Source organism: Paenibacillus sp. FJAT-27812 (assembly GCF_001273905.1).
Lineage (GTDB): Bacteria > Bacillota > Bacilli > Paenibacillales > Paenibacillaceae > Pristimantibacillus.
In genome coordinates this window covers 2,266,876-2,288,194 of the sequence record NZ_LIGH01000001.1, presented here as the reverse complement: position 1 = coordinate 2,288,194, position 21,319 = coordinate 2,266,876, and the positions used below count along the sequence as shown (strand labels likewise).

At 50.6% G+C, this 21,319-nt stretch carries 21 protein-coding genes; 10 read left to right on the top strand and 11 right to left on the bottom strand.

The annotated features are described in order from the left end of the window. Positions 1–5 precede the first annotated feature (5 nt). Both ADU23_RS09870 and ADU23_RS09865 read left to right on the top strand, forming a co-directional pair. Positions 6–572 carry a beta-class carbonic anhydrase gene (locus ADU23_RS09870; RefSeq protein WP_053373587.1) on the top strand — a complete coding sequence of 189 codons (567 nt, stop codon included), beginning with the start codon at positions 6–8 and terminating at the stop codon, positions 570–572. Between the two features lie 175 nt (positions 573–747). Then, the gene (locus ADU23_RS09865; protein ID WP_053373586.1) at positions 748–1,515 is read left to right on the top strand and encodes a DeoR/GlpR family DNA-binding transcription regulator; all 768 of its coding nucleotides are present in this window, start codon (positions 748–750) and stop codon (positions 1,513–1,515) included. A 101-nt stretch (positions 1,516–1,616) separates the two neighbouring features. Here ADU23_RS09865 and ADU23_RS09860 read toward each other — a convergent pair whose 3' ends face one another. The 4 genes from ADU23_RS09860 to ADU23_RS09845 form a co-directional block, all read right to left on the bottom strand. Next, positions 1,617–2,099, bottom strand: a complete 483-nt coding sequence (locus tag ADU23_RS09860) for a GyrI-like domain-containing protein (RefSeq protein WP_053373585.1) — start codon at positions 2,097–2,099, stop codon at positions 1,617–1,619. Positions 2,100–2,164: 65 nt separating this feature from the next. Then, positions 2,165–3,082 (bottom strand): helix-turn-helix transcriptional regulator, encoded by a 918-nt coding sequence (locus ADU23_RS09855; RefSeq protein WP_331459230.1) that lies wholly within the window; start codon positions 3,080–3,082, stop codon positions 2,165–2,167. A gap of 50 nt (positions 3,083–3,132) precedes the next feature. Further along, complete coding sequence (locus ADU23_RS09850; RefSeq protein ID WP_053373583.1) at positions 3,133–3,942, bottom strand: GNAT family N-acetyltransferase; 810 nt, start codon at positions 3,940–3,942, stop codon at positions 3,133–3,135. A 198-nt stretch (positions 3,943–4,140) separates the two neighbouring features. Further along, positions 4,141–5,046 carry an NAD(P)/FAD-dependent oxidoreductase gene (locus ADU23_RS09845; RefSeq protein ID WP_053373582.1) on the bottom strand — a complete coding sequence of 302 codons (906 nt, stop codon included), beginning with the start codon at positions 5,044–5,046 and terminating at the stop codon, positions 4,141–4,143. Positions 5,047–5,357: 311 nt separating this feature from the next. Between ADU23_RS09845 and ADU23_RS09840 the strand changes: the two genes are divergently transcribed. The 3 genes from ADU23_RS09840 (at position 5,358) to ADU23_RS09830 (ending at position 8,458) form a co-directional block, all read left to right on the top strand. Next, a complete protein-coding gene (locus ADU23_RS09840; RefSeq protein ID WP_053373581.1) occupies positions 5,358–6,830 on the top strand; it encodes a hypothetical protein in 1,473 nt (490 codons plus the stop codon). A 20-nt stretch (positions 6,831–6,850) separates the two neighbouring features. Beyond that, positions 6,851–7,381 (top strand): hypothetical protein, encoded by a 531-nt coding sequence (locus ADU23_RS09835; RefSeq protein ID WP_053373580.1) that lies wholly within the window; start codon positions 6,851–6,853, stop codon positions 7,379–7,381. 108 nt (positions 7,382–7,489) lie between these two features. Further along, positions 7,490–8,458, top strand: coding sequence for an MraY family glycosyltransferase (locus ADU23_RS09830; protein ID WP_082198484.1), 969 nt, complete (start codon positions 7,490–7,492; stop codon positions 8,456–8,458). Between the two features lie 77 nt (positions 8,459–8,535). Here ADU23_RS09830 and ADU23_RS09825 read toward each other — a convergent pair whose 3' ends face one another. Continuing rightward, the gene (locus tag ADU23_RS09825; protein ID WP_053373579.1) at positions 8,536–9,780 is read right to left on the bottom strand and encodes a PD40 domain-containing protein; all 1,245 of its coding nucleotides are present in this window, start codon (positions 9,778–9,780) and stop codon (positions 8,536–8,538) included. A 367-nt stretch (positions 9,781–10,147) separates the two neighbouring features. On the opposite strand from ADU23_RS09825, the gene ADU23_RS09815 reads away from it, so the two are divergent. After that, positions 10,148–12,112, top strand: coding sequence for an acyltransferase family protein (locus tag ADU23_RS09815; RefSeq protein ID WP_053373577.1), 1,965 nt, complete (start codon positions 10,148–10,150; stop codon positions 12,110–12,112). A gap of 228 nt (positions 12,113–12,340) precedes the next feature. Here the strand turns inward: ADU23_RS09815 and ADU23_RS09810 are convergent, their stop codons facing one another. Next, a complete protein-coding gene (locus ADU23_RS09810) occupies positions 12,341–13,933 on the bottom strand; it encodes a bifunctional metallophosphatase/5'-nucleotidase (protein WP_053373576.1) in 1,593 nt (530 codons plus the stop codon). A gap of 183 nt (positions 13,934–14,116) precedes the next feature. Between ADU23_RS09810 and ADU23_RS09805 the strand changes: the two genes are divergently transcribed. The 4 genes from ADU23_RS09805 to phnE (ADU23_RS09790) all read left to right on the top strand — a co-directional run bounded on the left by ADU23_RS09805 (position 14,117) and on the right by phnE (ADU23_RS09790) (position 17,578). After that, positions 14,117–15,088 carry a phosphate/phosphite/phosphonate ABC transporter substrate-binding protein gene (locus ADU23_RS09805; protein ID WP_053373575.1) on the top strand — a complete coding sequence of 324 codons (972 nt, stop codon included), beginning with the start codon at positions 14,117–14,119 and terminating at the stop codon, positions 15,086–15,088. Positions 15,089–15,216: 128 nt separating this feature from the next. Beyond that, positions 15,217–15,990, top strand: a complete 774-nt coding sequence (gene phnC, locus ADU23_RS09800; RefSeq protein ID WP_053373574.1) for a phosphonate ABC transporter ATP-binding protein — start codon at positions 15,217–15,219, stop codon at positions 15,988–15,990. After that, entirely contained in the window at positions 15,987–16,778 is a 792-nt protein-coding gene (gene phnE / locus ADU23_RS09795; protein ID WP_053373573.1) for a phosphonate ABC transporter, permease protein PhnE, read from the top strand. The genes phnC and phnE (ADU23_RS09795) overlap by 4 nt, the downstream gene beginning before the upstream one ends. Then, positions 16,775–17,578, top strand: a complete 804-nt coding sequence (gene phnE / locus ADU23_RS09790; protein WP_053373572.1) for a phosphonate ABC transporter, permease protein PhnE — start codon at positions 16,775–16,777, stop codon at positions 17,576–17,578. The genes phnE (ADU23_RS09795) and phnE (ADU23_RS09790) overlap by 4 nt, the downstream gene beginning before the upstream one ends. Positions 17,579–17,658: 80 nt before the next feature. On the opposite strand, the gene ADU23_RS09785 is transcribed toward phnE (ADU23_RS09790), so the two are convergent. The 5 genes from ADU23_RS09785 to ADU23_RS09765 form a co-directional block, all read right to left on the bottom strand. Further along, positions 17,659–18,273, bottom strand: a complete 615-nt coding sequence (locus ADU23_RS09785) for a flavin reductase family protein (protein WP_053373571.1) — start codon at positions 18,271–18,273, stop codon at positions 17,659–17,661. Between the two features lie 52 nt (positions 18,274–18,325). Next, the gene (locus ADU23_RS09780) at positions 18,326–18,937 is read right to left on the bottom strand and encodes an alpha/beta hydrolase (RefSeq protein WP_053373570.1); all 612 of its coding nucleotides are present in this window, start codon (positions 18,935–18,937) and stop codon (positions 18,326–18,328) included. Further along, positions 18,937–19,884 carry a ring-cleaving dioxygenase gene (locus ADU23_RS09775; RefSeq protein WP_053373569.1) on the bottom strand — a complete coding sequence of 316 codons (948 nt, stop codon included), beginning with the start codon at positions 19,882–19,884 and terminating at the stop codon, positions 18,937–18,939. Before ADU23_RS09775 ends, ADU23_RS09780 begins: the two co-directional genes overlap by 1 nt. A 61-nt stretch (positions 19,885–19,945) precedes the next feature. After that, a complete protein-coding gene (locus tag ADU23_RS09770; RefSeq protein WP_053373568.1) occupies positions 19,946–20,347 on the bottom strand; it encodes a DoxX family protein in 402 nt (133 codons plus the stop codon). Positions 20,348–20,504: 157 nt separating this feature from the next. Continuing rightward, positions 20,505–20,963 carry a MarR family winged helix-turn-helix transcriptional regulator gene (locus ADU23_RS09765; RefSeq protein WP_053373567.1) on the bottom strand — a complete coding sequence of 153 codons (459 nt, stop codon included), beginning with the start codon at positions 20,961–20,963 and terminating at the stop codon, positions 20,505–20,507. Positions 20,964–21,319: the final 356 nt, after the last annotated feature.

The following is a 21,319-nucleotide window of genomic DNA, read 5'->3' as shown; positions in this document are numbered from 1 at the left end:
ATTATATGTCCATCGTTCCCCGCATGTTGGAATTTAATAAGCAATTTGTAGAAGAGAAACAATATGAAGCCTATCTAACCGACAAATTTCCCGATAAAAAGGTAGCCATTCTTACCTGCATGGATACGCGGCTCGTCGAGCTGCTGCCCAAAGCGCTTAATTTAAAGAATGGCGATGCCAAATTCATTAAAAATGCCGGCGCCATCCTGACTCAACCGTTCGGAAGCGCGATGCGCAGCATTCTCGTTGCCGTCTATGAGCTTGGCGCGCGCGAGGTGCTTGTCATCGGGCATCACGGCTGCGGCATGACCAATCTTGATACAGCTGGCATGGTCAGCAAATTCGCTGATCATGGCATCGACCCGCTCGTACTTGAGACACTCGAAAACTCAGGCATAGGGATGGAGAAGTTTTTGCGTGGATTCTCAAGCGCCGAAGAAGGCGTCATGCACAGCGTGAAGCTCATTCGGAAGCATCCGCTATTTCCAAAGGATATTCCGGTTCACGGCTTAATCATCGACCCGGTGACGGGCGAGCTGGAGATTCTCGTTCAGGATTACCGCGAGGAATAGTTATAGGAAGTACTTCAACTTTGGTTGGAGTGCTTTTTTTATTTGAATCGCTTGAAAAAACGCTATAAAATGAATATAAAAGAACAAACATGAAGTTTTCGGTTTGACAAAACGGAATAAAACGGAATAAACTAGAATTATCATCGATGATAAGATGAATGTGGAGGCGATCAATATGTTCTCTGACGAAAGACGCGACAAAATTTTGGAGCTGCTTGAAAAGGACGGACGCGTGCTTGCCAAGGAGCTGGCTGATCAATTTGATTTATCCATTGACTCCATTAGACGGGACTTATCCATCATGGAGGAGAAAGGGCTGCTCAAGCGTACGCACGGCGGAGCTATTCCGGCTGTAAATGTTAGGCAAGCCCCGCTTCCGCCAAGCTTGCGTTATCAAGGCGGAGCGCCGCACCAGAACGCTATATCGAAAGTGGCCGCATCCTTTATTAAGGAAGCGAATACCGTCTTCATCGGCAGCGCCGGCATACACTTCGGCATGCTTTCCTATTTGCCCAGCTTCCCTTTCACGGTGGTGACTAACTCCATTACGATTGCGGATGCTCTAAAGGAAAGTGATACGATTGACGTCTATCTTCTCGGCGGTAAGATCAAGCCATCAGGTAATGTAACGGACACGCTTGCTAACGAGTTTTTAAAACAATTCACACTTGACCTCTGTTTTGCTACAGGAGGCGGCATTTCGCAAAACGGCATAAGCACCACGACTCCTGAGGTGGCTTCCATTATCCGCACGGCAATGGCGATTTCCAGAAAAACGATATGCCTAGCCCCTCATGAGAAGCTTGGCGTCGATTTTTTTGCCAGATCGGGCGCTGTAACCGATATCGACCTGCTCATTACCGATAACGAAGCCAATATCGAAGCGATTGAAGCGATAGAAAGCAAAGGGGTTAAGGTGCTTATAGCTAATACTGATGGGTAAATGACGCCATTGCCGTCAGTTAAAAGATTTCCCCCATCATAAAAAAACGGCAGTCACGCAAAGCTCGACTAAGCCTTGCGTGGCAGCCGCCACCGTACGTATTATTTTACCGCGATATAGATGTCGACCTCTGCGTCGGCTGGATTAAAATCCCGGCCATCATACAGCTCAAAATCGCCTGTGTAGGCTCGTTTGATCGGCGAAGTCTCGAAGTATGCCCAAATCTCTCTCCATGCTTGCAGCACAACCTCGAATACGGGGCCCCTCTTCGTTTTAAAAACCATATATTGAGCTTCAGGAATCGCCGCCTGCTCTAAGCCGCTCGGTACCGCCGCCTGGGCATCTACTCGCTCATGACCAATAACTACGGTGTAAGCACCGCTAGCATCGCTCTCGTAATCGGTATATAGCGCGTATATCAAATGGCTGTTGCTCACCTGTGTCTGCTCGGCGATTCCGCTAGCGAAATAGGTGTTCCACAGCGCGCCCAAACGTCCGTTAGGTCCCGCTTCCTCGGCATTTGTCGTACGTACAGCAACCCCAATGAGAGAAATTGCCGGCTTTGTAACTAGATCCGTGTTCATCTGTCGTTCCCCATTTCCTTGGTTATGCTCTTATTGTACTTGGGGAAACTGGACAGCTGTCTGTCCTAGTTCTCATAACGGCCGATTATATTTTTGGCGCGCCTAACCAACTGCTCGGCAATATAGGACGGCTGCTCGATCTTCACTTGGTCGCCATAGCTCAGAAGCATGCCAAAAAACCATTCATCCACCGTTAACTTCCCTTTTACGCGCAAGGACCCATCGTCCAAAACCGTCACTTGATCCGAATGGAACGAATCACCGACGCGATGACGAACCTGCGGGTGGAAAACTAGCGTTACCTCGGTATCGGCGGTGTTTTTCGACCAGTCCAAATCCCAAGCATAACCATCTAATGACGGCACTTGGCGGCGCTCGAACGAATCCGCTAACGATTGAAGCTGCTGCACGCGTGACAGCCGAAATACGCGAAACTGCTCGCGAAGCAAGCAATAAGCCTGCAAATACCACACGTTTCCCTTTAAAAGCAGCGCATAAGGCTCAACCTCTCTCTCGGTCTCGGATCCGTTCATATTGACATAGCTAAACCGAGCCTTCCGGGTTTCATCGATGGCTTCCTTAAACAAATTAACCTTTTGGCGCGCCTCCGGCCCCTGGCCCCACGGGTTGAGATCGAAGACCAAACTGTCCCCACGGACGCCTTCCTGGTGCTTCTCCGATTGATGAAGCAGCGTTTTGACCTTCTCATGGAGGTTCGCGTACGCGGCATCATCAACGGCCGTCCCTATCCCCTTCACAGCCGCTATGATCGACGAGATTTCTTCTAATGATAAATATTGACGCGATATCGTGTACTGCTCCATAATCTCGAACCCGCCGGATGTACCTTGGTGAGCTAGAATAGGCACGCCCGCTTGGCTTAACGTATCCATGTCGCGATAGATGGTTTTGGTCGACACCTCAAAGCGGCCAGCCAGCTCCTTCGCACTAATACGTCCTCGATTAAGCAGCAGTACGGTCATCGCTAATAAACGATCGATTTTCAGATGGTTTCCTACTTTCCGCGAGCTTTCTACCGAAAACGAATTTCGGCAATGGGTCCACTCTCTACGAAGCCTACATTTTTGTATACCTTGTTAGAGGCTGGATTTTTGGTGTCTGCGTACAGCATCGCCTCCCGGTTCTCTTCCTCCAAAATCGAGCAAAGACCAGCTACAATCGCGCTGGCATATCCGTTTTTCCGCAGCACCTGCGGCGTGTAAACGGCATTAATCCTTCCGTGCCGGGGAGAGCGGTGGGCGATGTTCGCCATCGATACCGGAAGCTCGTCAACGGTCCAAAAATATAAATTGCCTCTCATGATCATACCCTCTGCTGCCGGTAGCTGGCTTGCAGGTATAACCGCTGCGCCGTAAGCATCCTCGGAGAAACCCGCCAAAAATTCGGCGACAAGCTCCAAATGCTGCCGGGTAGCTTGTATCATTTTCCCCTTAACCTTGAGGGGTTTAATCACCTTTGGGCACGAGTAAGCCTCCATCAGCATATACGCATGATACTCCAGCTGATTCGCTTCCGCATAAAGCTTCGCGAACAGCTCGGCCGTAGGCGGTGCTCCGCAAATGCCGGGCATATCGGTTCCTTCGTAATAAGCGATAAGCTCCTTCATCAGCTTTGTCTGATGTTCATCGGCAATGTCATCCGACAGCCACAGCCAAGCATTGTGTCCTGGCGAACCTGCAAACAGCATGCGGCCGTCAGGTGTTTTTAAGCTGGTTGCTCCTTCAATCGCGGAAATCAAATGAATCAAATTATATTGCAGCTCATCTCGCATAAACGGATACTGGTTTAAAACATAATCATCAGCATGCAGCTTCTCCAACATATGATCTCTCCTCCTACCAATGGGTAGAGCACTCTACGGATTGTAGAACAGTCTGAATATTTTCGTCCATCACCAATACCCACAAAGCGAACCGCTGTAACAACCAAGCTCAAACCACTCATTCTCCCTGTAGCAAAAAACCACCTCGACTAGGTGGCCATTTGTACAAATATGCCATGCACGCAGAGCATTGTGCAACTAAAATCCAAAATCCAGCTGTGTCATGTCCGTATTGGCGCCGATTGCCGCTTTGCTGCCCTCTCCGGCGGCAACAACAACCTGCGCAGGAGCAATTATGGAGGTATCGCCGGCAGCATATACGCCTCTGACGCTTGTTCGGCCATAGTCATCTGTGACAAACCCGCCATCCGGTGTCACCGCGCAGCCCAGCCTTTCACCAAAGGAAGCCGCCTGATCCCAAGACGGAGAAACGAAGCCGCCCATACGCCTTGCTTCGGTGTTATTTTCAAAAACAACACGGCTAAGCAGTCCGTTCTCGCCATGAAGCTCTTTAATCCGGTGCGCGCTTACTTGAATGCCCTTTTGCCGCAGCTTGCCGAGTTGCTCCGCGTTTAGGTTATTCGCTCCATTCGAGCATAGAAGCAAGTCCTTGCTCCAGTTGTAGACGATTTTAGCCAAATGAAAGAGATTGGAGCCCTCTGAAATGACGATCAACGGCTTATCCCCCAGCTCCCATCCGTCGCAATAAGGGCAGCTGAACAGGCTTTTTCCATAATAATGATGGATGCCCGGCACCGTCGGCAAAACTTCCTTCAGCCCAGTCGCCAAAATAATGGTGCGCGCTTGGTACATAACGCCGTTGCTCGTCGTCAGTTGAAAACCCGCAGGATTAGCCGATACCTCTGTCACCTTGTCTGGCTTAATGGTCACCGACGGGTACTTCGCAATATCCGCATGGGCAAGCCTGCGAAATTCGCGCGGCTCTACGCCGTCACGCGTAATGAACCCGTGCGACTCATGCGTCACTGCGTTTCTAGGCCTGTTATGATCGAACAAAATAACGGTCCTCCGTGACCTGCCAAGCACGAGCGCGGCATTCAAGCCCGCCGGCCCGCCGCCAATTATGGCTGTATCCATCCACATCTCTGTGTCACTCCTCTATATTTCGGATATGTAATTTCGCTTGCCGATCTCTCTTCTGGTTAATAAAATGATTGCTTATCCTTATTCATACATTGGATATTGAATGCCACTAGATTAGCCATTAGCTCCACTTTCCTCGGAACTTGCTCATTCATGTAAAAATATTGTCGAAAAAAAGGTATTTTGAACCATTTTTATAGTACATAATGGCAAGTCATGCTAAGATAAAAGGACTACGGATAGGCTCGGACAACTTGAAAGCAGTGACTTTTTTTTGCAAAGACAGGCTTGTTATCATAGGAGGAATTCCCTTGGCGAATAGTCCATTACAGAAGAAGCAGTCGTCTTCCCGCGAATCCATTAAATCAACACCTGGTCAGCCTTCAATTACGGCAGAAAAGTCGCCAAACGCAGCCGCACCCTCGAATGTGCTGCAGCTGCAGCGAACGGCAGGAAACCGCGCTGCACAAGCGAGCGTCAAGCAGCTGGCAGGCGGCGAGGCACCTGCGGCAGGCGGCTCACAGGCGATTGTCAGCTGGCTGAAGGCGGAAGCATCAAAGGACAAGAAATCGGATTTGTTCAGCTTTTTTGAAGGACTCAGTGTCATGGAACAGAAGATTGCGACCAACTTATTCGCCGGCGGCAACGGGCCTCCATCCTTAAGCAAAGCCAAAAAGCATATTACCGGCTTTACGGGACGAAGCGTGGACTGGGACAAGTTCTCTACCATCGTACGTACGGTCAAAGGGCAAAAACCGAAGGATTACAACGCAGATACGGATCGTGATTATGCGACCTATGCTACGACTGGCGCGGCTGCTTCGATAGGAGCCTCCAGCGCTGCAGCAACAAGTGTCGGGGAAGTCCAAGGCTTAGCTAGCGCATCGAATACGGGCGCCCTCGGAGCCGTCACTGATCTCGGACCAGCATCGGCGATGCTGAGCGGCGTAACGGCCGGCATGCAAATCTATAACGCGACCCAGAATCATGAAGAAGCGCTAAGCACGCATGACAAAGCCCAGAACATCGCAGTCGAGGGCGGCGGCGGTCTTGCCGACTTGGCACGCTTCGGGGCAACCAGCGTCGTCAATACGCAAAAGTTTATGGGCGCTGCGGTGAGTACGGCAGCAACTGCGGCAGCCGGCGCAGCCGGCGTTGTCGGCGGTGCAGCCTACTTAGCCGGCGGCGTTGCCGGAACATATAAACATACGAAACAAAGAAATAATCTCCAAGAGCTTGAGAAGCAGACGGCCGGCAAAGACGAAAAACTCAATCTCGCAGCCAATATAGGTGCAAGCACCCAAGATATAAATCGCAAAAAGAGCGCGGCTACTGCGCTTAAAGGCGCGGCTATGATCGTCGGCGGCGGGCTTCTGCTTGCAAGCGCGGCAACTCCTGTCGGCTGGCTTCTGCTTGGTGTTGCCGGTGCGATCGGCGGTATTGCTGCCATTTATAAATTTTACAAGAAACGCGCTCGCAAAGAGGAAATCGTTGATCGCTTCCTAGGAGTCGATAAGAAGGTTGCCGAGCTGCAAGCGGCCGATCCGCAAGCTAAGCCGGATAAGTCCGTCATCCGAAGTTCTCTGCTTCAGCAAAACGGCTTCAATTCCGTCGGTCAATGCTACAGCCAAATCATTACCGATCTGGCGCATACGATTTACAAAAAAGGCGTGCTAGAATCAGATCCGCAATACGTTACGTTAATTACGAACATCGGATTAAAGCCAGATCCGAAGAAGAAGACGCCAAAGGTCGAGCTCATCGCGAAGAAGCTTCATACTTAGCAGCATAAGGAGAGGTAACTATGACGAATTTTTCAGCTGGTCCGAATCGATTGCTTAATCTACTAGAGACCGACTACAAGGCCGAAGGGTTTCAAACCGGGTGGGCTGAGCCTACTGATGAAGATCCGTTCCGCTCGCTTATTGTTCTGTTTGACGGTATCGGCGAGGAAGATAGAGACATTCAGCTTGAGCTCTGCTTTTTGCCGAATATGGAGGATGCTGAAGCCGCTGGCATATGTATCTTACAAGCCTTCGCCACGATTGCCGAGGACGTTTCCCCTCTTTACCACGGCGAGCTGCTTCGCTTGACGGCTAAGCTGAACACGACGCTGCCGCTTGGCGCTTTTGGACTATTCGAGGACACAGGTGTCGTCTATTACAAGCACAACTCGCTTCTGCTGCTGGCAAACGAGGATGCGGCAAACGTTAAAACGATCGATACGCAAAATGGGCTTATTCTCCATTTTCTTCATCTCTATTTGGAGGCATTTATGAAAGTGGCTTCCGGTAAAGCATCTGCCGGTGAGATGCTGGAGACGCTGCCGCTATAAAGGTACATTCAAGGCAAAAAATTAATATCTTCTCACATGAGTTTCTCCTAATCGACATTTTTCTTCTCGAACTGTATAATTTTGTTGTTCGTCCATTACGTATCGGTGGTGACAACTATTTTATACGCGTTTTCTTTACTATTGTCCTTTGCTATCGTTTATTTCTTAATCCCGCCGTTCGGCAGGCTGGCTTTCCGTCTTGACTTTGTGGACAAGCCTCGCAAGGACGTCGAGCGCAAGCTCCATCGAGAGCCGATTCCGCTAACGGCAAGCTATGTTATTTTCATCGGATTTTTCCTGACCTATTTGCTTGTGACACAAGACTTTTCTCTACAGACCGGCGCTATATTCGCAGGCGGTGTTTTGCTGCTCATCATTGGCACGATCGATGATTGGTATAAGACGAAGGGCAAAGACTTCCCGTCGCTTCCTAAGTTTATCGTGCAAATATCCGCAGCGGTTCTCGTGTACGCCTCTGGCATAGCATTTACCGGATTTTACAACCCGTTCTCGGGCGAGTATGTCGTGCTTCCGGTCATTTTGCAATTTTCACTTACGATTTTGTGGATTTTTGGCGTTACGACGGTCATTAACTTTACCGATGGCATGGACGGGCTCGCTGGCGCTCTTTCCGCTATCTCTGCGGTTACGCTGTTCGTTGTTGCCATAGCGAAAGGACAATCCAACTCCGCCATTATGGCTATTATTTTGGTCGGCGTAACGATTGCTTACTTGCGATACAACAAGCCTCCCGCCAAAATTTTCATGGGCGACGCCGGAGCGACTTTCCTTGGGTTCATTCTGGCCGTTATTGCGCTGGATGGCGCATTCAAGCAAGCTACGGTCATGTCATTGTTCATTCCGATCCTCGCGCTGGGCGTACCGATCTTCGATAACTTGTTTGTTGTCGTAAGAAGAATGCTGCAGGGCAAAGCGATCTATCAGGCCGATGCCAGCCAGGCGCATTATCGACTCCTGCGTGCCGGGCTCAGCCATAAGCAAGTCGTCATGTTCCTTTGCTTGATCAGCACATGCTTATGTTTATCGTCGATCATATTGCTGCTTGTACAGATTTAAATGTTGAACCGAGACTTGTGTCTCGGTTCTTTTTTATTTTGGGATGGCTGTAAGCGCCTATACGTGTTTACAGCACATTAATCCCTCCCATAAAACGCCAGCACCTCGCCCCAACGCCACTGCCCATAGTAGGAGTCTGCGATGTCGATGCCTTTAATCCATTCCGCCGCATGATGTCCGTTCGCATCTGCTACGATAACGCTGGCTGTTGATGGGTCACTTTCCACCCATGCCAGCTTCAACTTTAGCGCAACAGGATTGTATTCGCCGTGCTTGCCGGAGGGTCTTGTTATGGCCGTTTGTTTCCCGTTCTCCAGCTCCACCCTCATCAAATAAGGGTTGGCTGGCGCTGATTGGCCCGCGTCCTGCTTAGACTCTTCTGCTCTCGACACAATGAGATGCTGCAAGCCTTGCCATGCAAATGCTTGATCTACATAACCTTTTGGAGTGTACTCGGCCGATTTTTCCGATGTTACTGCAATCACTTTAAGCTGCTTGTTGCTCGTCGCCTCGCGCCCGACACCGGCAATATACGCCAGCCGGTCGCCGCTCGACGCCCATTCAAACCACTGCTCGTTGCTGACCATTTCGTCTAACGTTCGAAAAACAACACCATCCGTTGTAATGACGCAAAGCGTGTTGCTATCGGCCGATAAGGAAGCGGTTGGCTTCGCCAGAAAGGCGATCCATCGTCCATCCGCCGACCATTTGAATACGCTGGTATCCACCGCAAAAAAATCATCCGATGGACTCGGCAGCACGTGTACGGTCACATACTTGCTCGGATCGGACAATCCGGCAAGCGGTATTTGCAAAAGGCTGATTGGCGTCCAGCCGTCTGGCATCAGCTCCGATTGCGAAGAAGCAAAAAATCCCTTGCCATCCGGCAGCCATGAGTAATTTCCGATTCCTTTGGCGGCACCCAGCGGCTTGTCCGGCCTTTTCGCATCGACATATTGCAGCAGCTCCTCCGTTTGATAGGCAAGTCTCTCCGCATTCGGCGCCCATTGAAAATTTCTCCCGCCCTCCGCCGATACAAGGCTGCTTCGGCCAGAACGCAGCTCCAGCACCCAAAGCTCTTGCCCTGCTTCCCCTTTTGCAAAAGCAAGCCACTTTCCGTTAAATGACCATTTTGGATGAAGAACAAGAGGTCCGTTAACCAGCTTCTTCTCTTGATTGCCTTCCTTAAGCCATAGTTCGCCTTTGCGAACAAAAGCCGCCTTTAGCGAGCTATCCCGCTTCGCCGCCAGAGCAGCTCCTGAAGCTCCCATCATCCCGATAAGGATAACGGTCAGCATGACACTAAGAAGCTTTATTTTCATCAAAGATCTCCTCCAAAGTTTGCGAATGGATTTGCCGCGTGAACACAAATTTAGGCTCAAGCAGCTGCGTCTGACGCCTCTTTTCTCTCTATGGTTACAGTTCCCTTTAGCCGTTTATACATACTCCATCCGAGCTTGTAACTTTTCGTTTCTGTTGTTTCCGGTTTGATACCGGATTGTAACTGTTCTGTTACGAATTTTTAAAGGCTGCGCCCTATAATTGCTTATACAACGATTTAACATCCAGAGGGGCTGAACATCATTTTTACCATCCGTATCGTCGCTAACCATCGCTTGTCTCACCATCTTCGTCAAACCAACCTTGCCGCAAAATCCCTTAGCCCAATACATGAAGGAGGACATCGCCGTGCCTAAGCCAATTGGCAGCAGCAGCAGCCGTTATATGCCAGGACTTGATGGCTTGCGTGCGATTGCCGTCCTTGCCGTCATCGCCTATCATTTGAATTTAGACTGGGTGCCCGGCGGTTTGCTTGGCGTGAGCATGTTCTTCGTCCTCTCTGGATATCTCATCACGGATATTTTACTAAAGCAGCTTGGCCAGAAAAAAACACTCGACTTAAAAACGTTTTTTATCCGCCGCGCCAGGCGGCTGCTGCCTGCTATGTTCATCATGATTGCAGTCGTTTCCTTATGGCTTTGGATGAGCGATTCCGCCCGCCTCTTTGCTCTCAAAGGGGATATCGGATCGGCGTTTCTCTATATAAGCAATTGGTGGCTTATTTTTCATGAGGTCTCCTATTTTGAGAGCTTTGGCCCTGCCTCGCCATTCGGCCATTTGTGGTCGCTCGCGGTCGAGGAGCAATTTTATCTGCTCTGGCCTTTGCTGCTCTTAGCCGTCATTCGTTTTGTTCCAAAGCGCGGACAGCTCGCATTATGGACTCTGGCGGCGGCTGCCGTGTCAGCAGGCTTAATGGCGCTCCTATATGAACCGGGAACAGACCCAAGCCGCGTGTATTATGGTACGGACACCCGAGCATTCGCCCTTCTCATCGGGGCCGCGCTTGCGATCGTCTGGCCGAGCTGGAAGCTAAGCGAATCATTATCCTCTCGAAGCCGCCTTACTTTGGATACGGTTGGCACAATAGGGTTCATCCTTATTTTGCTCATGATCGGCAGAGTAGGCGAATATGATTCCTTCCTCTATCGCGGCGGAATGGTGCTGCTCGCTATCGCAACCGCTGCGGTCGTCGCTGTACTTGCCCACCCCGCAAGCAGGCTGTCCCGAATCATCGGCAGCAAGGCTCTTACATGGATTGGCGTTCGCTCCTATGGCATTTACTTGTATCATTATCCAATCATCGTATTGACTACGCCAACTGCCGAGAGCGGAGATTTTAATCCGGTACGCGCACTGATTCAAGTTATTTTGACGCTTGTTCTTGCCGAGCTGTCCTGGCGCTTTGTTGAAGAGCCGATTCGGCACGGAGCAATTGGGAAACTACTCGCATGGCTTAAACTGCAAATGCCCAGCAGAATCTACACGCCTAGTTTCAAAAAATCATCCGCCTATTTCGCGATGATCGTCCTTATCGTATCCAGCGTATCCTGCGCAAGCAGCGCCGATTTACAATCGGCAAGCGGAAATAGCAGCAGCAACACATCAAGCTCTGCCACTGAGAAGCCGGACACTTCCGTTGAAGCAACATCCCCGCCTGTAATTAGTAAGCCGGAAGCGACGGTTAAGCCGAAGCCGCCGGAAGCGACGCCGCAGCCGGATAAAGCCGTAACGGGCAGCACGAACGGAAATCATACGAATGCCGACAAGCCAGCAAACAATGGCTCTAAAGACAACGGGACGCCCAAACCCGAGCCCACGCCTAAACCCGAAGAAACGCCCGCTGTTTCCATCGACCAAGATAGCGTAACGGCTATCGGCGACTCCGTTATTTTGGATGCTGGCCCCTACTTAGAAAAGCTGCTGCCCGGCATCGTTATCGACGGTAAAATAGGAAGGCAGTTCTCCCATGCCGCAGATGTCATTGAAGAATTGAAAAAAAACAACAAGCTTGGCGCCACGGTCATTATTGAGCTTGGAACGAACGGCTCGTTTACAACCAAACAGCTGAGCAAGCTTCTTGACGCTATCGGTCCAGATCGCGAGATTCTGATGGTGAATACACGCGTTCCTCGCAAATGGCAGGATTCCGTTAACAAAATGCTGGCTGAAACTGCCGATAATGCAGACAATGTAACGCTAGTCGATTGGTATACGGCAAGCAAAGGAAAAAAAGATTTCTTCTATGCGGACGGCGTCCATCTCAAGCGCCACGGCGCGGAGTTTTATGCGAATATGTTGGCGGAAGCCATTTAATCCAACCAATCGAATAGACATAAAAAAGAGTGCTTCCGAGACCCCGGCGTCTCCAAAGCACTCTTTTTTGCAACACGATTTGCCAAGCAGCCTGACTGCATCGCTCATCTGTCCGCGCATCGAAATGGGGTCCTCTCTAACCCAATCCGCCGATACCCGGAATTGAATTCAGCCTAATAACCTAGATAATTCAGCCGCCTATACCAGGTAATATCGACTTCCGTTTTTTTATTGAGCGTCAATAACAACCCGCCAATTGTCGTTGCAAGTTGCCTCAACCACGCCATGCTTCTGCAAATACTGGGCGGCCAGCTCCGCCATGTCGATCTGAACCTCGCGTACGGCCTGCTTGCCTTGATACATCTCGTAATCTCCTCCGCCGGCTGCACGGTAATTGTTCATGACGACATCCAGCAGCTCGTCATCCAGCACAGGCTGCCCATTCCGCAGCAGCTTCGTAACCCGCTCCCCAATAGGCTTCGCCGCGTTCAACTCGTATTCGATGCCTTCCCACATATCGTAGTTATAATGCTGCGGCTTCGGTTCCATGTAAGCAGGATTGACGTCTAATTTGCCATCCTCGTTCACTTGGAAATAAGCCGCCGTCAGCTCAAGCGCTGCCCTAATATCCGCTCCGCTAAGCCTTAGCACGGCCAGCGTGTTCGGATACATAAAGTTGGTCAAAATATCCCGCATCGTCACATCCCCGCTGAAGCCTTCCGACTCGTTGTTCAGCAGAGCCGCATTTGAGACATCTACGCCAGCCGCATCCATCTGCACCTTATTCATGAATTCGATAAACGGATGGTCGGCGCTGCGGCAGAGCAGCGGATTCGATATGGTCATATCGCCGGACACTTGCCCGATTGGCTGATCAAGCCAGTTCTGTGTCCTCTCCTCCACTTCCTGCGTCAGTGCCAGAATGCCGGAGTCTGCGGCTATGGTTTCATCTAGTCGCAGCAGCGCCGCCTTCTTCTCGGCAATGACCCAGCCGCTCTGCCCTCTCTCGAACGCAATGCTGATTTTGCCTACAGCTTGTCCGTTGCTGCCCGGTTGAATGACCGTTACGCCGCCAAGCTCGCTTGCGATAAAACGATGCTGATGCCCGGTAATAAGCACGTCTATTCCTTCTAATTCCGTACATATGGCGTAACCCTGATTCTCCCCGGTAAGCTTCTCCGCTGGCTCGCCGGTTGCCAGATCGCGTTCGAAGCCGCCGTGATAAGCGACGACGAGCAGATCCGGTTTTTCTTCCTTGCGAATATGCGCGGCCCATTCCTTCACCGTACCCAGCGCATCATGGAAGGTTAAACCGCTAATATGAGCAGGGTTTTCCCAATTGGGGATGTAGTGGGTCGTAACGCCGAGCAGCGCTACTTTAATGCCCGGATTCAATGTCCTTATCACGTATGGCTTGCCGAATGCAGGCTTATTCGTCCCGCTGTCAACAATGCCTGCCGACAGCCATGGGAAGCTTGAATCGCTCACCGCTTTGCGAAGCAGCTCCAAGCCATAATTGAACTCATGATTGCCGAGCACCGCCGCATCGTAATTCAGCTCGTTCAGCACCGCAATGGCAGGATTCAGCTGCTCCTTGCCCGCCGTTGCTGAGAAATAGGAAAATGGCGTCCCCTGCAGCAAATCCCCATTATCGACGAGCAGCAGCTCCGGCGCTTGCTGCCTTGCCGCTTTCACTAGTGTTGCTATTTTGGCAAGCCCCGTATGCCGCTCCTCGCGCGTGCGGTAATCGACGGGCTGAATATGTCCGTGTATATCGCTTGTCACCATAATTTCACATAGGAATTTTTCATTTATTTTCATTCAATAAATACCTCCAACTTCCGTTATATTCCGTTAATCCCTCTATTTTAACAGCTCATCCAATAAAAATAGACCAATTACTCCCACTTTTACAAAAGCTTATTCCCTATTTTACGGTCTGATAATAAACCGTCCGTATAGTTAACCAAGTACCTTAAATTAGAATATTTGGAGGGTTATTGTTTGAAAAAAATCGCTAAATTTGTTTTTCCATTACTATTGTCCGTATCCTTGCTGAGTGCCTGTGGCGCTAACAAAACAAACAATGAAGCTGCGGCGACAAACAACGCTGCTACCAACGCTCCGGCTGCAACGGAGCAGGCAGAGGGTTATGTGCCAGAGAAGCTGACCGTGCAATTCGTCCCTTCACAAAATGCAGATACGCTTGAAGCAAAGGCAAAGCCGCTTGAGCAGCTGCTCTCCGATAAGCTTGGCATCCCTGTAGAAGTAAGCATCTCCACCGACTACAACACGATTATCGAAGCGATGGCTTCCAAAAAAGTAGACGTGGGATTCCTTCCTCCAACTGCTTATGTACTCGCTAAGGACAAGGGCGCAGCTGAAGTTATTCTTCAAGCGCAGCGCTTTGGCGTTCAAGACGATACGGGCGCTCCGACAGACCAGCTCGTTGATTTCTACAAATCGATGATTATCGTGAAAAAAGATTCCCCTATTAAATCGATTGAGGATTTGAAAGGCAAAAAAATCGCTTACCAAAACGTGACTTCATCCGCAGGTTTCGTATGGCCGGCAGGCAAATTGATCGAGGCCGGTATCGATCCGCTTAAAGATGTAACGGCTGTTACTGTAAAAGGCCATGACCAAGGCGTTATAGCCGTATTGAACGGCGACGTCGATGCAGCTGCTATTTTCCAAGACGCTCGTACGCTCGTGTCGAAGGATTTCCCGACTGTGTTTGACGATACACGCGTATTGACGTATACCGAGAATATTCCAAACGACACGATTACTGTTCGTTCCGACATGAACGCAGAATGGGTTGCAAAAATTCAGGATGCCTTCATTGCGCTTGGCAACGACGAAGCTAGCCGCAAAATCATTTTTGACATCTACTCGCACCAAGGTTACGTGAAATCCGAAGACAGCATCTTCAACATCGTTCGTGAATATGGCGAGAAAGTTAAGACGGAATAGTCGTTCCCTTTCTATCCCTGCTAAATAAGAGTACCCATATTAACGTATCGAAAGCCAGTTCGCGTGCATTTGCGCCCGGACTGGCTATCCTTTATTACTACGATATTAAGCAAAGGAATGATTTTCCTGTGATAGAGCTTCAGAATGTGTCAAAAAGGTACCCAAACGGGACAAAAGGCTTGGACAACATTAACCTAACGTTTGCAAAAGGCGAATTTATCGTCATCGTCGGATTGTCCGGCGCCGGAAAATCGACGCTGCTGCGGTCGATTAACCGCCTTCACGATATTTCAGAGGGTGATATTCTTATCGATGGTCAGTCTATTACAAAAGCCAAGGGGAAGCAGCTGCGCTTAATACGCCGCAATATCGGCATGATTTTTCAAAGCTTCAACCTCGTCAAGCGTTCATCCGTGCTGCGCAACGTGCTCGCGGGCCGCGTCGGCTACCATTCCACATTAAGAACGTTAGCGGGAAGATTTCCCGAGAAGGATATGAACATTGCATTCGAAGCGCTGGATCGCGTTAATATCGTCGAGAAGGCTTATTCACGCGCCGACGAGCTGTCCGGCGGCCAGCAGCAGCGGGTAGCGATCGCGCGCGTGCTCGCGCAGGAAGCAAAAATGATTTTGGCGGACGAGCCCGTTGCCTCTTTAGATCCGCTTACGACGAAGCAGGTTATGGATGATCTCAAAAAGATCAATGTCGAACTAGGCATTACAACGATTGTTAACCTTCATTATGTAGATTTGGCGAGGCAATACGCTACGCGTATCATCGGCTTGCGCGCAGGACAAGTCGTATTTGACGGCCCTGTTGCTGAGGCGACAGACGAGCGTTTTGCAGAAATTTATGGACGGCCGATTGAGGAAGACGAGCTGCTGGGAGAACGACGCGCATGAGCACACAGACGGAGCTGAAGCGTCCGAAGGCGCCGAGCAAACTCAAGCATTATCTAACGGCATTCATCATTATATTGCTTCTATGGGGAAGCTCCGTTCAGACCGAAGCTACGTTTGGGGAGCTTATCGAAGGTTTTCCGAATATGTTCGACCTGCTTAAGGAGATGTTTCCGCCAAAATGGACCTATTTCGACAATATTGTCGGCGCGATGCTGGAGACGATACGAATGGCGCTCATCGGCACGACAATCGGCGCTATATTGGCAATTCCGGTCGCTTTGCTTAGCGCCAGCAACTTAACGAAGAGCAGCTGGCTTCGATATCCTGTACGCTTCTTGCTCAATTTGATTCGTACCATACCTGATCTGCTGCTCGCAGCGATCTTTGTGTCCATCGTTGGCATCGGTCCGCTTCCGGGCATGATGGCGCTGTCGGTCTTCTCATTAGGATTAATTGCGAAGCTAACCTATGAGGCTTTGGAGGCGATTGACCGCGGGCCGCTTGAAGCGATGACCGCTGTCGGAGCAACCGGGCCGCAGCGCATTCTGTATGCGGTCATCCCGCAAATTCAGGCTCATTTCATGTCCTTTACGCTTTATACCTTTGAGATCAACGTTCGCGCAGCGGCGGTTCTTGGACTCGTAGGCGCCGGGGGCATCGGTCATTATTATGAAATTACGTTAGGGTTTTTAGAATACGACAAAACGAGCGTCATCATTATATTTACACTAGCCATCGTCTTGCTCATTGATTATTCAAGCACGAAGCTGCGGGAGAAGCTGCTATGACAAAACCATGGAATACAATCGTTCGCAAACCAAAAAACAACCGTTACCGCTGGCTGATCTACGCTGCTCTGGCATCCGTCTATATTTGGGCGTTTGCAGGCATCCCGTTCACGGGCATTAAAGAAACGGCCGTTCAAATTACGAAGGCAATCGTGACCGGCATCTTCTCGCCGGACTGGGATTTCGTTTATTTGCCTGAAGGCGAGGATCTGCTTAGAGGTTTGCTGGAGACGCTCGCGATTTCGATTTTGGGCACCTTTATTTCTGCGCTGCTCTGCCTGCCGCTTGCCTTCTGGGCCGCGGTTAATATGAGCAATTCCAGCATGGTGTCAGGCTCAGGCAAAATCGTGCTCAGCGTCATTCGCGCCGTCCCCGAAGTCGTGCTCGCGCTTATGTTCATTAAAGCCGTGGGCCCTGGCTCCTTCGCTGGCGTGCTGGCGCTGGGCTTGCATTCGGTCGGCATGCTGGGCAAGCTGTTCGCCGATGAAGTGGAAAATATGGATAAAGGCCCTGTGGAGGCATTGCTCTCCTCCGGAGCAAATCGGCTGCAAATTCTGTGGTATGCCGTCATTCCGCAGGTGCTTCCCGGTTTCCTATCGTATATGCTGTACCGCTTTGAGATCAATATGCGCTCTGCGACCATTCTCGGCGTCATCGGAGCAGGCGGCATCGGCACGCCTCTCATCTTCGCCCTTAGCACCCGCAACTGGGATCGCGTCGGCATTATTTTGCTTGGCATCGTCATTCTGATTACGATTATTGATCTCCTTTCCGGCGCAATCCGCAAGCGTCTTATCTAACCTAATAGATAAATAGCCCGTACCGGTAAATGTTCACGCGGTACGGGCTGTTTTGTATGAATTTGCATCCTGCTTGACTCTTAAACGGGACGCTCAATCGAAAACTGATCTCCCAGCTTCGCATAATCGCTGCCGGCTAGCCGGCTGACTGGTTTCAAGGCCTCGGCATTGATCCGGCCGTTCTCGTACAGCGCTTCATCGACATGAAATCGGACAACGCGCCCAATGAGAAGGTCGCAGGCTGGCGCCCCTTCGGTGCCGCCAAGCGGGAGCGATTGCTCCAATACGCATTCCATCCGTATTCTCGCTTCGGCTACGCCGGGTACGCGGATGTGTTCACTCGCAATCGCCGTTAGTCCAGCTAAAGCTACTTCGCTCTCCTCAGGCGGTACATTCGCGGCCGTCGCATTTATCGCTTCAATGTAGCTCTCGTCGGAAATATGTACGACGAACTCGCCGTAAGCAGCCGCATTACGGGCGGTGTCCTTCTGAACACCGCCCGGCTTGCGCTGCACGGACACCGCAACCATCGGCGGGTTAGCCGTTACGATATTGAAGAAGCTGAAGGGCGCTGCATTCAGCACGCCCTCGCTCGTTAGCGACGTGACGAAAGCGATAGGCCTTGGCACGATGCTGCCGATCAGCAGCTTGTAATTGTCCTGCACGCTTTGGCTCGATGGATCAATGGATAACACAGCCCGCTCCCCCTTTCACAGCTTTATCATTGCTTATATCCGCTTGCTTCTATTAGACCTTGAACGTTTCCTTATACCAAGCGGCAGCGGCTGCTACCTCTGAGCTAGTCAACTGATGCCCATGCTGCTCCCAGTGAACGGTCACGGACGCCCCTGCCGCTTGCAGCATGCGATCCAGCTCTTCTGTCTCCTGCGGCGTGCAAAGCGGATCATTGGAGCCTGCGCCGATGAAAATAGGCGCAAGAGCCAGGCTTGGCAATTCCAAGCCGCGGATCGGCACCATCGGATGATGCAAAATCGCACCGCGCAGCGTTCCTTCATAATGGAACAGCAAGCTTCCTGCAATATTGGCGCCATTGGAATAGCCGATCGCTACGATGTTGCTGCGGTCGAAGCTGTACTCGGCTGCCGCGTTGTCTAGAAAATCATTCAGCTCCTTCGTCCGGAACACCAAATCCTCAAGATCAAAGACGCCTTCGGCTAGTCTTCGGAAATAACGCGGCATGCCATTCTCCAGCACATTCCCTCTTACGCTAAGCACAGATGAATCCGGCGATATGAGGTCCGCGAGCGGGAGCAAATCCCGCTCGGTTCCTCCCGTGCCATGCAGAAGCAGCAATACGGGCGCGGATGGATCGGTTCCTTGTTTAAAGATATGTTTCATTATTTATCCTCCTCCAATACCCTTATATCAAATGGCGTCAATAATTGTTCAATTTGCGTACGGTGCTCTTCATACCATGCTGGAAGCATCAGCTTCTCGCCGAGATGAGCAGGCTCTTCATCGCGGGCAAAGCCCGGAGGATCCGTTGCAATCTCGAATAAAATGCCGCCTGCTTCACGGAAGTAGATCGCGTTAAAATATTGGCGATCGACGATCGGCGTAGGCTCAAAGCCGTTGCTCTCGACATGGCTTCTCCAAAGCGCATGTTCCGCGTCGTCTTTCGCCCGCCACGCAATATGGTGGACGGTGCCGGCGCCGCCATGGCCCTGCTCCATGCTCTCCACATTAACGTCGATCAGGTTGCCCAGATCTCCCGTTGCTTTAAAGCGGGCGTAACCGCCCTCTTCTCCAACTTTCACAAGCCCCATCACGTTTACGAGAAGCTCAGCGGTTTGGGCTGGAGCGGTGCTGTACAGAATCGCGCCGCCGAACCCTTTAATTGCTTTATCCGCCGGAACGCCGCCGAACGTCCATTTGCTTAGCGCTCCTTCCTCACGGGCAACGATTTCGAGCTTTAAGCCATCTGGATCAACGAATTGCAAATACTGCTCGCCGAATCTCGACGTTTGTACGGCATCTACGTTCAGCTTTGCCAGCCGCTCCTTCCAGAAATCAAACGCATCAGCAGGTACGACATAGGTCGTGTAGCCGACTTGGCCGCCGCCAATTTTGCCTTTGCGAGAGTTTGCCCATGGGAAAAACGTAATGATCGTGCCCGGGCTTCCGATTTCATTGCCAAAGTACAGATGATAAACCTCAGGGGCATCAAAGTTAATCGTCTTCTTAATCAAGCGCAGGCCAAGCACCCCTGCATAAAAATCTGCCGTAACCTGAGGGTTTCTAACAAAAGCAGTTATATGGTGAATTCCAGCTGTTTGCGTTGTCATATCGTCCACTCTCCCTATTTTATATTAATTTAAAAAGTATTGTAACTAACCCAATCACAGATTAACGGATAAGCGCATCAATCGAATAGTCGCCGGCGCCTGTTAAAGCAATACCTATAGCAATGGCTACTAAGACCAGATTATATTCATAACCGTTAGCAGTCGCCCAAAGCCCGTTCTGACCATGAACCTTCACGATAGCGCCCAGCATCGCAAGCACGATAAGCGCTGCGGCAAGCGGCGTAAGCAGCCCTGCTGCAAATAACAGTCCGCCAACCAGCTCCATAAGGCCGGCGGCGACGGCCATCGCTACTCCCGGCTTAATACCGATCGACTCCATCCAGCCGCCCGTTCCTTTTGGACCGTAACCGCCAAACCATCCGAACAGCTTCTGCGCGCCATGCCCTACAAACAACAAACCTACGACCACACGAACAACCAACAATCCTAATGCCAAACTCATTTTAATTCCTCCAATTATTTTTTGTTTTTATCGTGATTTAAAGAATCTCTAATTTAAGATATGGGGCAAGCGCGAACGGCTGCTGCCGCCATAGCTGTTAAACTCCGTTTCGCTTTGATCAGCAAACTTCCGCCGCTCATTTCAGGAAACAACCCAGCTACTTGTAATTCTCCTGCGCAAACTTGCCAAGCTTCTTAAGCAGCTTGCTTGCCACCTGCTTCTCTTCTGGCGTAAGCCCGTTCACTGCTTGCTCAATCGTTGCTTGATGGCCGGGGAACACTTCCTCCACGAACTGCTTGCCCTGGTCGGTCAGCTCGGCGTAGATAAGGCGTCTGTCCTCGGTTGAGGCTCTTCGGCGCACCGCCTGCTTCTTCTCCAGCTTATCGACCACATAGGTAATGTTGCCGCTGCTCATCAGCACCTTCTCGCCAATCTGCTGCAAGGGCTGCGGCCCTCTATGATACAGCAGCTCAAGAACGCCAAATTCCGTCCGGTTCAAGCCGTTTTTGCGTATATCGCGATCCGCATGCGCATTCACCCATTGGGTCGCTCTAGACAGCGCGATGAAGAGATCTAATGAATCATTTTGTTTTTGGTTTTGGTTTTCGTTTGTCATGATTATCACTCCCTTCTGCGCTGCATTTATCTTTAAGTTAATTATCTTGAATTAAAGATAACTCAATTTAAAACAGTTGTCAACTGCTTTTCTGAAGTTTTTTAGCAAGCATGGATTACAACGGGTTGAATAATGAAGCTCGGACATCAAAAATGGCTGCGTGCGAAAACCAATGATCTGAATCAGAGAAAAGCTGTACATGAAACTAATCAGGCACGAGGGCGGTGGTGTATATGAGAGCATAAGCGGACAGAGAATCCGTTATTTTGCTATTTCAACGATTATTGTGGCGTTTGCGGACTCAGGTTCCGCTATTCACTTAAAAAAACTAATATTAACCTCGTTTAAATGGAGAT

Excerpts from the sequence above, each read along its gene's own strand:
- phnE (WP_053373572.1), top strand. The coding sequence starts at position 16,775 with ATGACAAAACCATGGAATACAATCGTTCGCAAACCAAAAAACAACCGT.
- ADU23_RS09835 (WP_053373580.1), top strand. The coding sequence starts at position 6,851 with ATGACGAATTTTTCAGCTGGTCCGAATCGATTGCTTAATCTACTAGAG.
- ADU23_RS09825 (WP_053373579.1), bottom strand. The coding sequence starts at position 9,780 with ATGAAAATAAAGCTTCTTAGTGTCATGCTGACCGTTATCCTTATCGGG.
- ADU23_RS09855 (WP_331459230.1), bottom strand. The coding sequence starts at position 3,082 with ATGACCGTACTGCTGCTTAATCGAGGACGTATTAGTGCGAAGGAGCTG.
- phnE (WP_053373573.1), top strand. The coding sequence starts at position 15,987 with ATGAGCACACAGACGGAGCTGAAGCGTCCGAAGGCGCCGAGCAAACTC.
- ADU23_RS09775 (WP_053373569.1), bottom strand. The coding sequence starts at position 19,884 with ATGACAACGCAAACAGCTGGAATTCACCATATAACTGCTTTTGTTAGA.
- ADU23_RS09850 (WP_053373583.1), bottom strand. The coding sequence starts at position 3,942 with ATGTTGGAGAAGCTGCATGCTGATGATTATGTTTTAAACCAGTATCCG.
- ADU23_RS09765 (WP_053373567.1), bottom strand. The coding sequence starts at position 20,963 with ATGACAAACGAAAACCAAAACCAAAAACAAAATGATTCATTAGATCTC.
- ADU23_RS09870 (WP_053373587.1), top strand. The coding sequence starts at position 6 with ATGTCCATCGTTCCCCGCATGTTGGAATTTAATAAGCAATTTGTAGAA.
- ADU23_RS09810 (WP_053373576.1), bottom strand. The coding sequence starts at position 13,933 with ATGAAAATAAATGAAAAATTCCTATGTGAAATTATGGTGACAAGCGAT.
- ADU23_RS09770 (WP_053373568.1), bottom strand. The coding sequence starts at position 20,347 with ATGAGTTTGGCATTAGGATTGTTGGTTGTTCGTGTGGTCGTAGGTTTG.
- ADU23_RS09780 (WP_053373570.1), bottom strand. The coding sequence starts at position 18,937 with ATGAAACATATCTTTAAACAAGGAACCGATCCATCCGCGCCCGTATTG.
- ADU23_RS09860 (WP_053373585.1), bottom strand. The coding sequence starts at position 2,099 with ATGAACACGGATCTAGTTACAAAGCCGGCAATTTCTCTCATTGGGGTT.
- ADU23_RS09845 (WP_053373582.1), bottom strand. The coding sequence starts at position 5,046 with ATGTGGATGGATACAGCCATAATTGGCGGCGGGCCGGCGGGCTTGAAT.
- ADU23_RS09865 (WP_053373586.1), top strand. The coding sequence starts at position 748 with ATGTTCTCTGACGAAAGACGCGACAAAATTTTGGAGCTGCTTGAAAAG.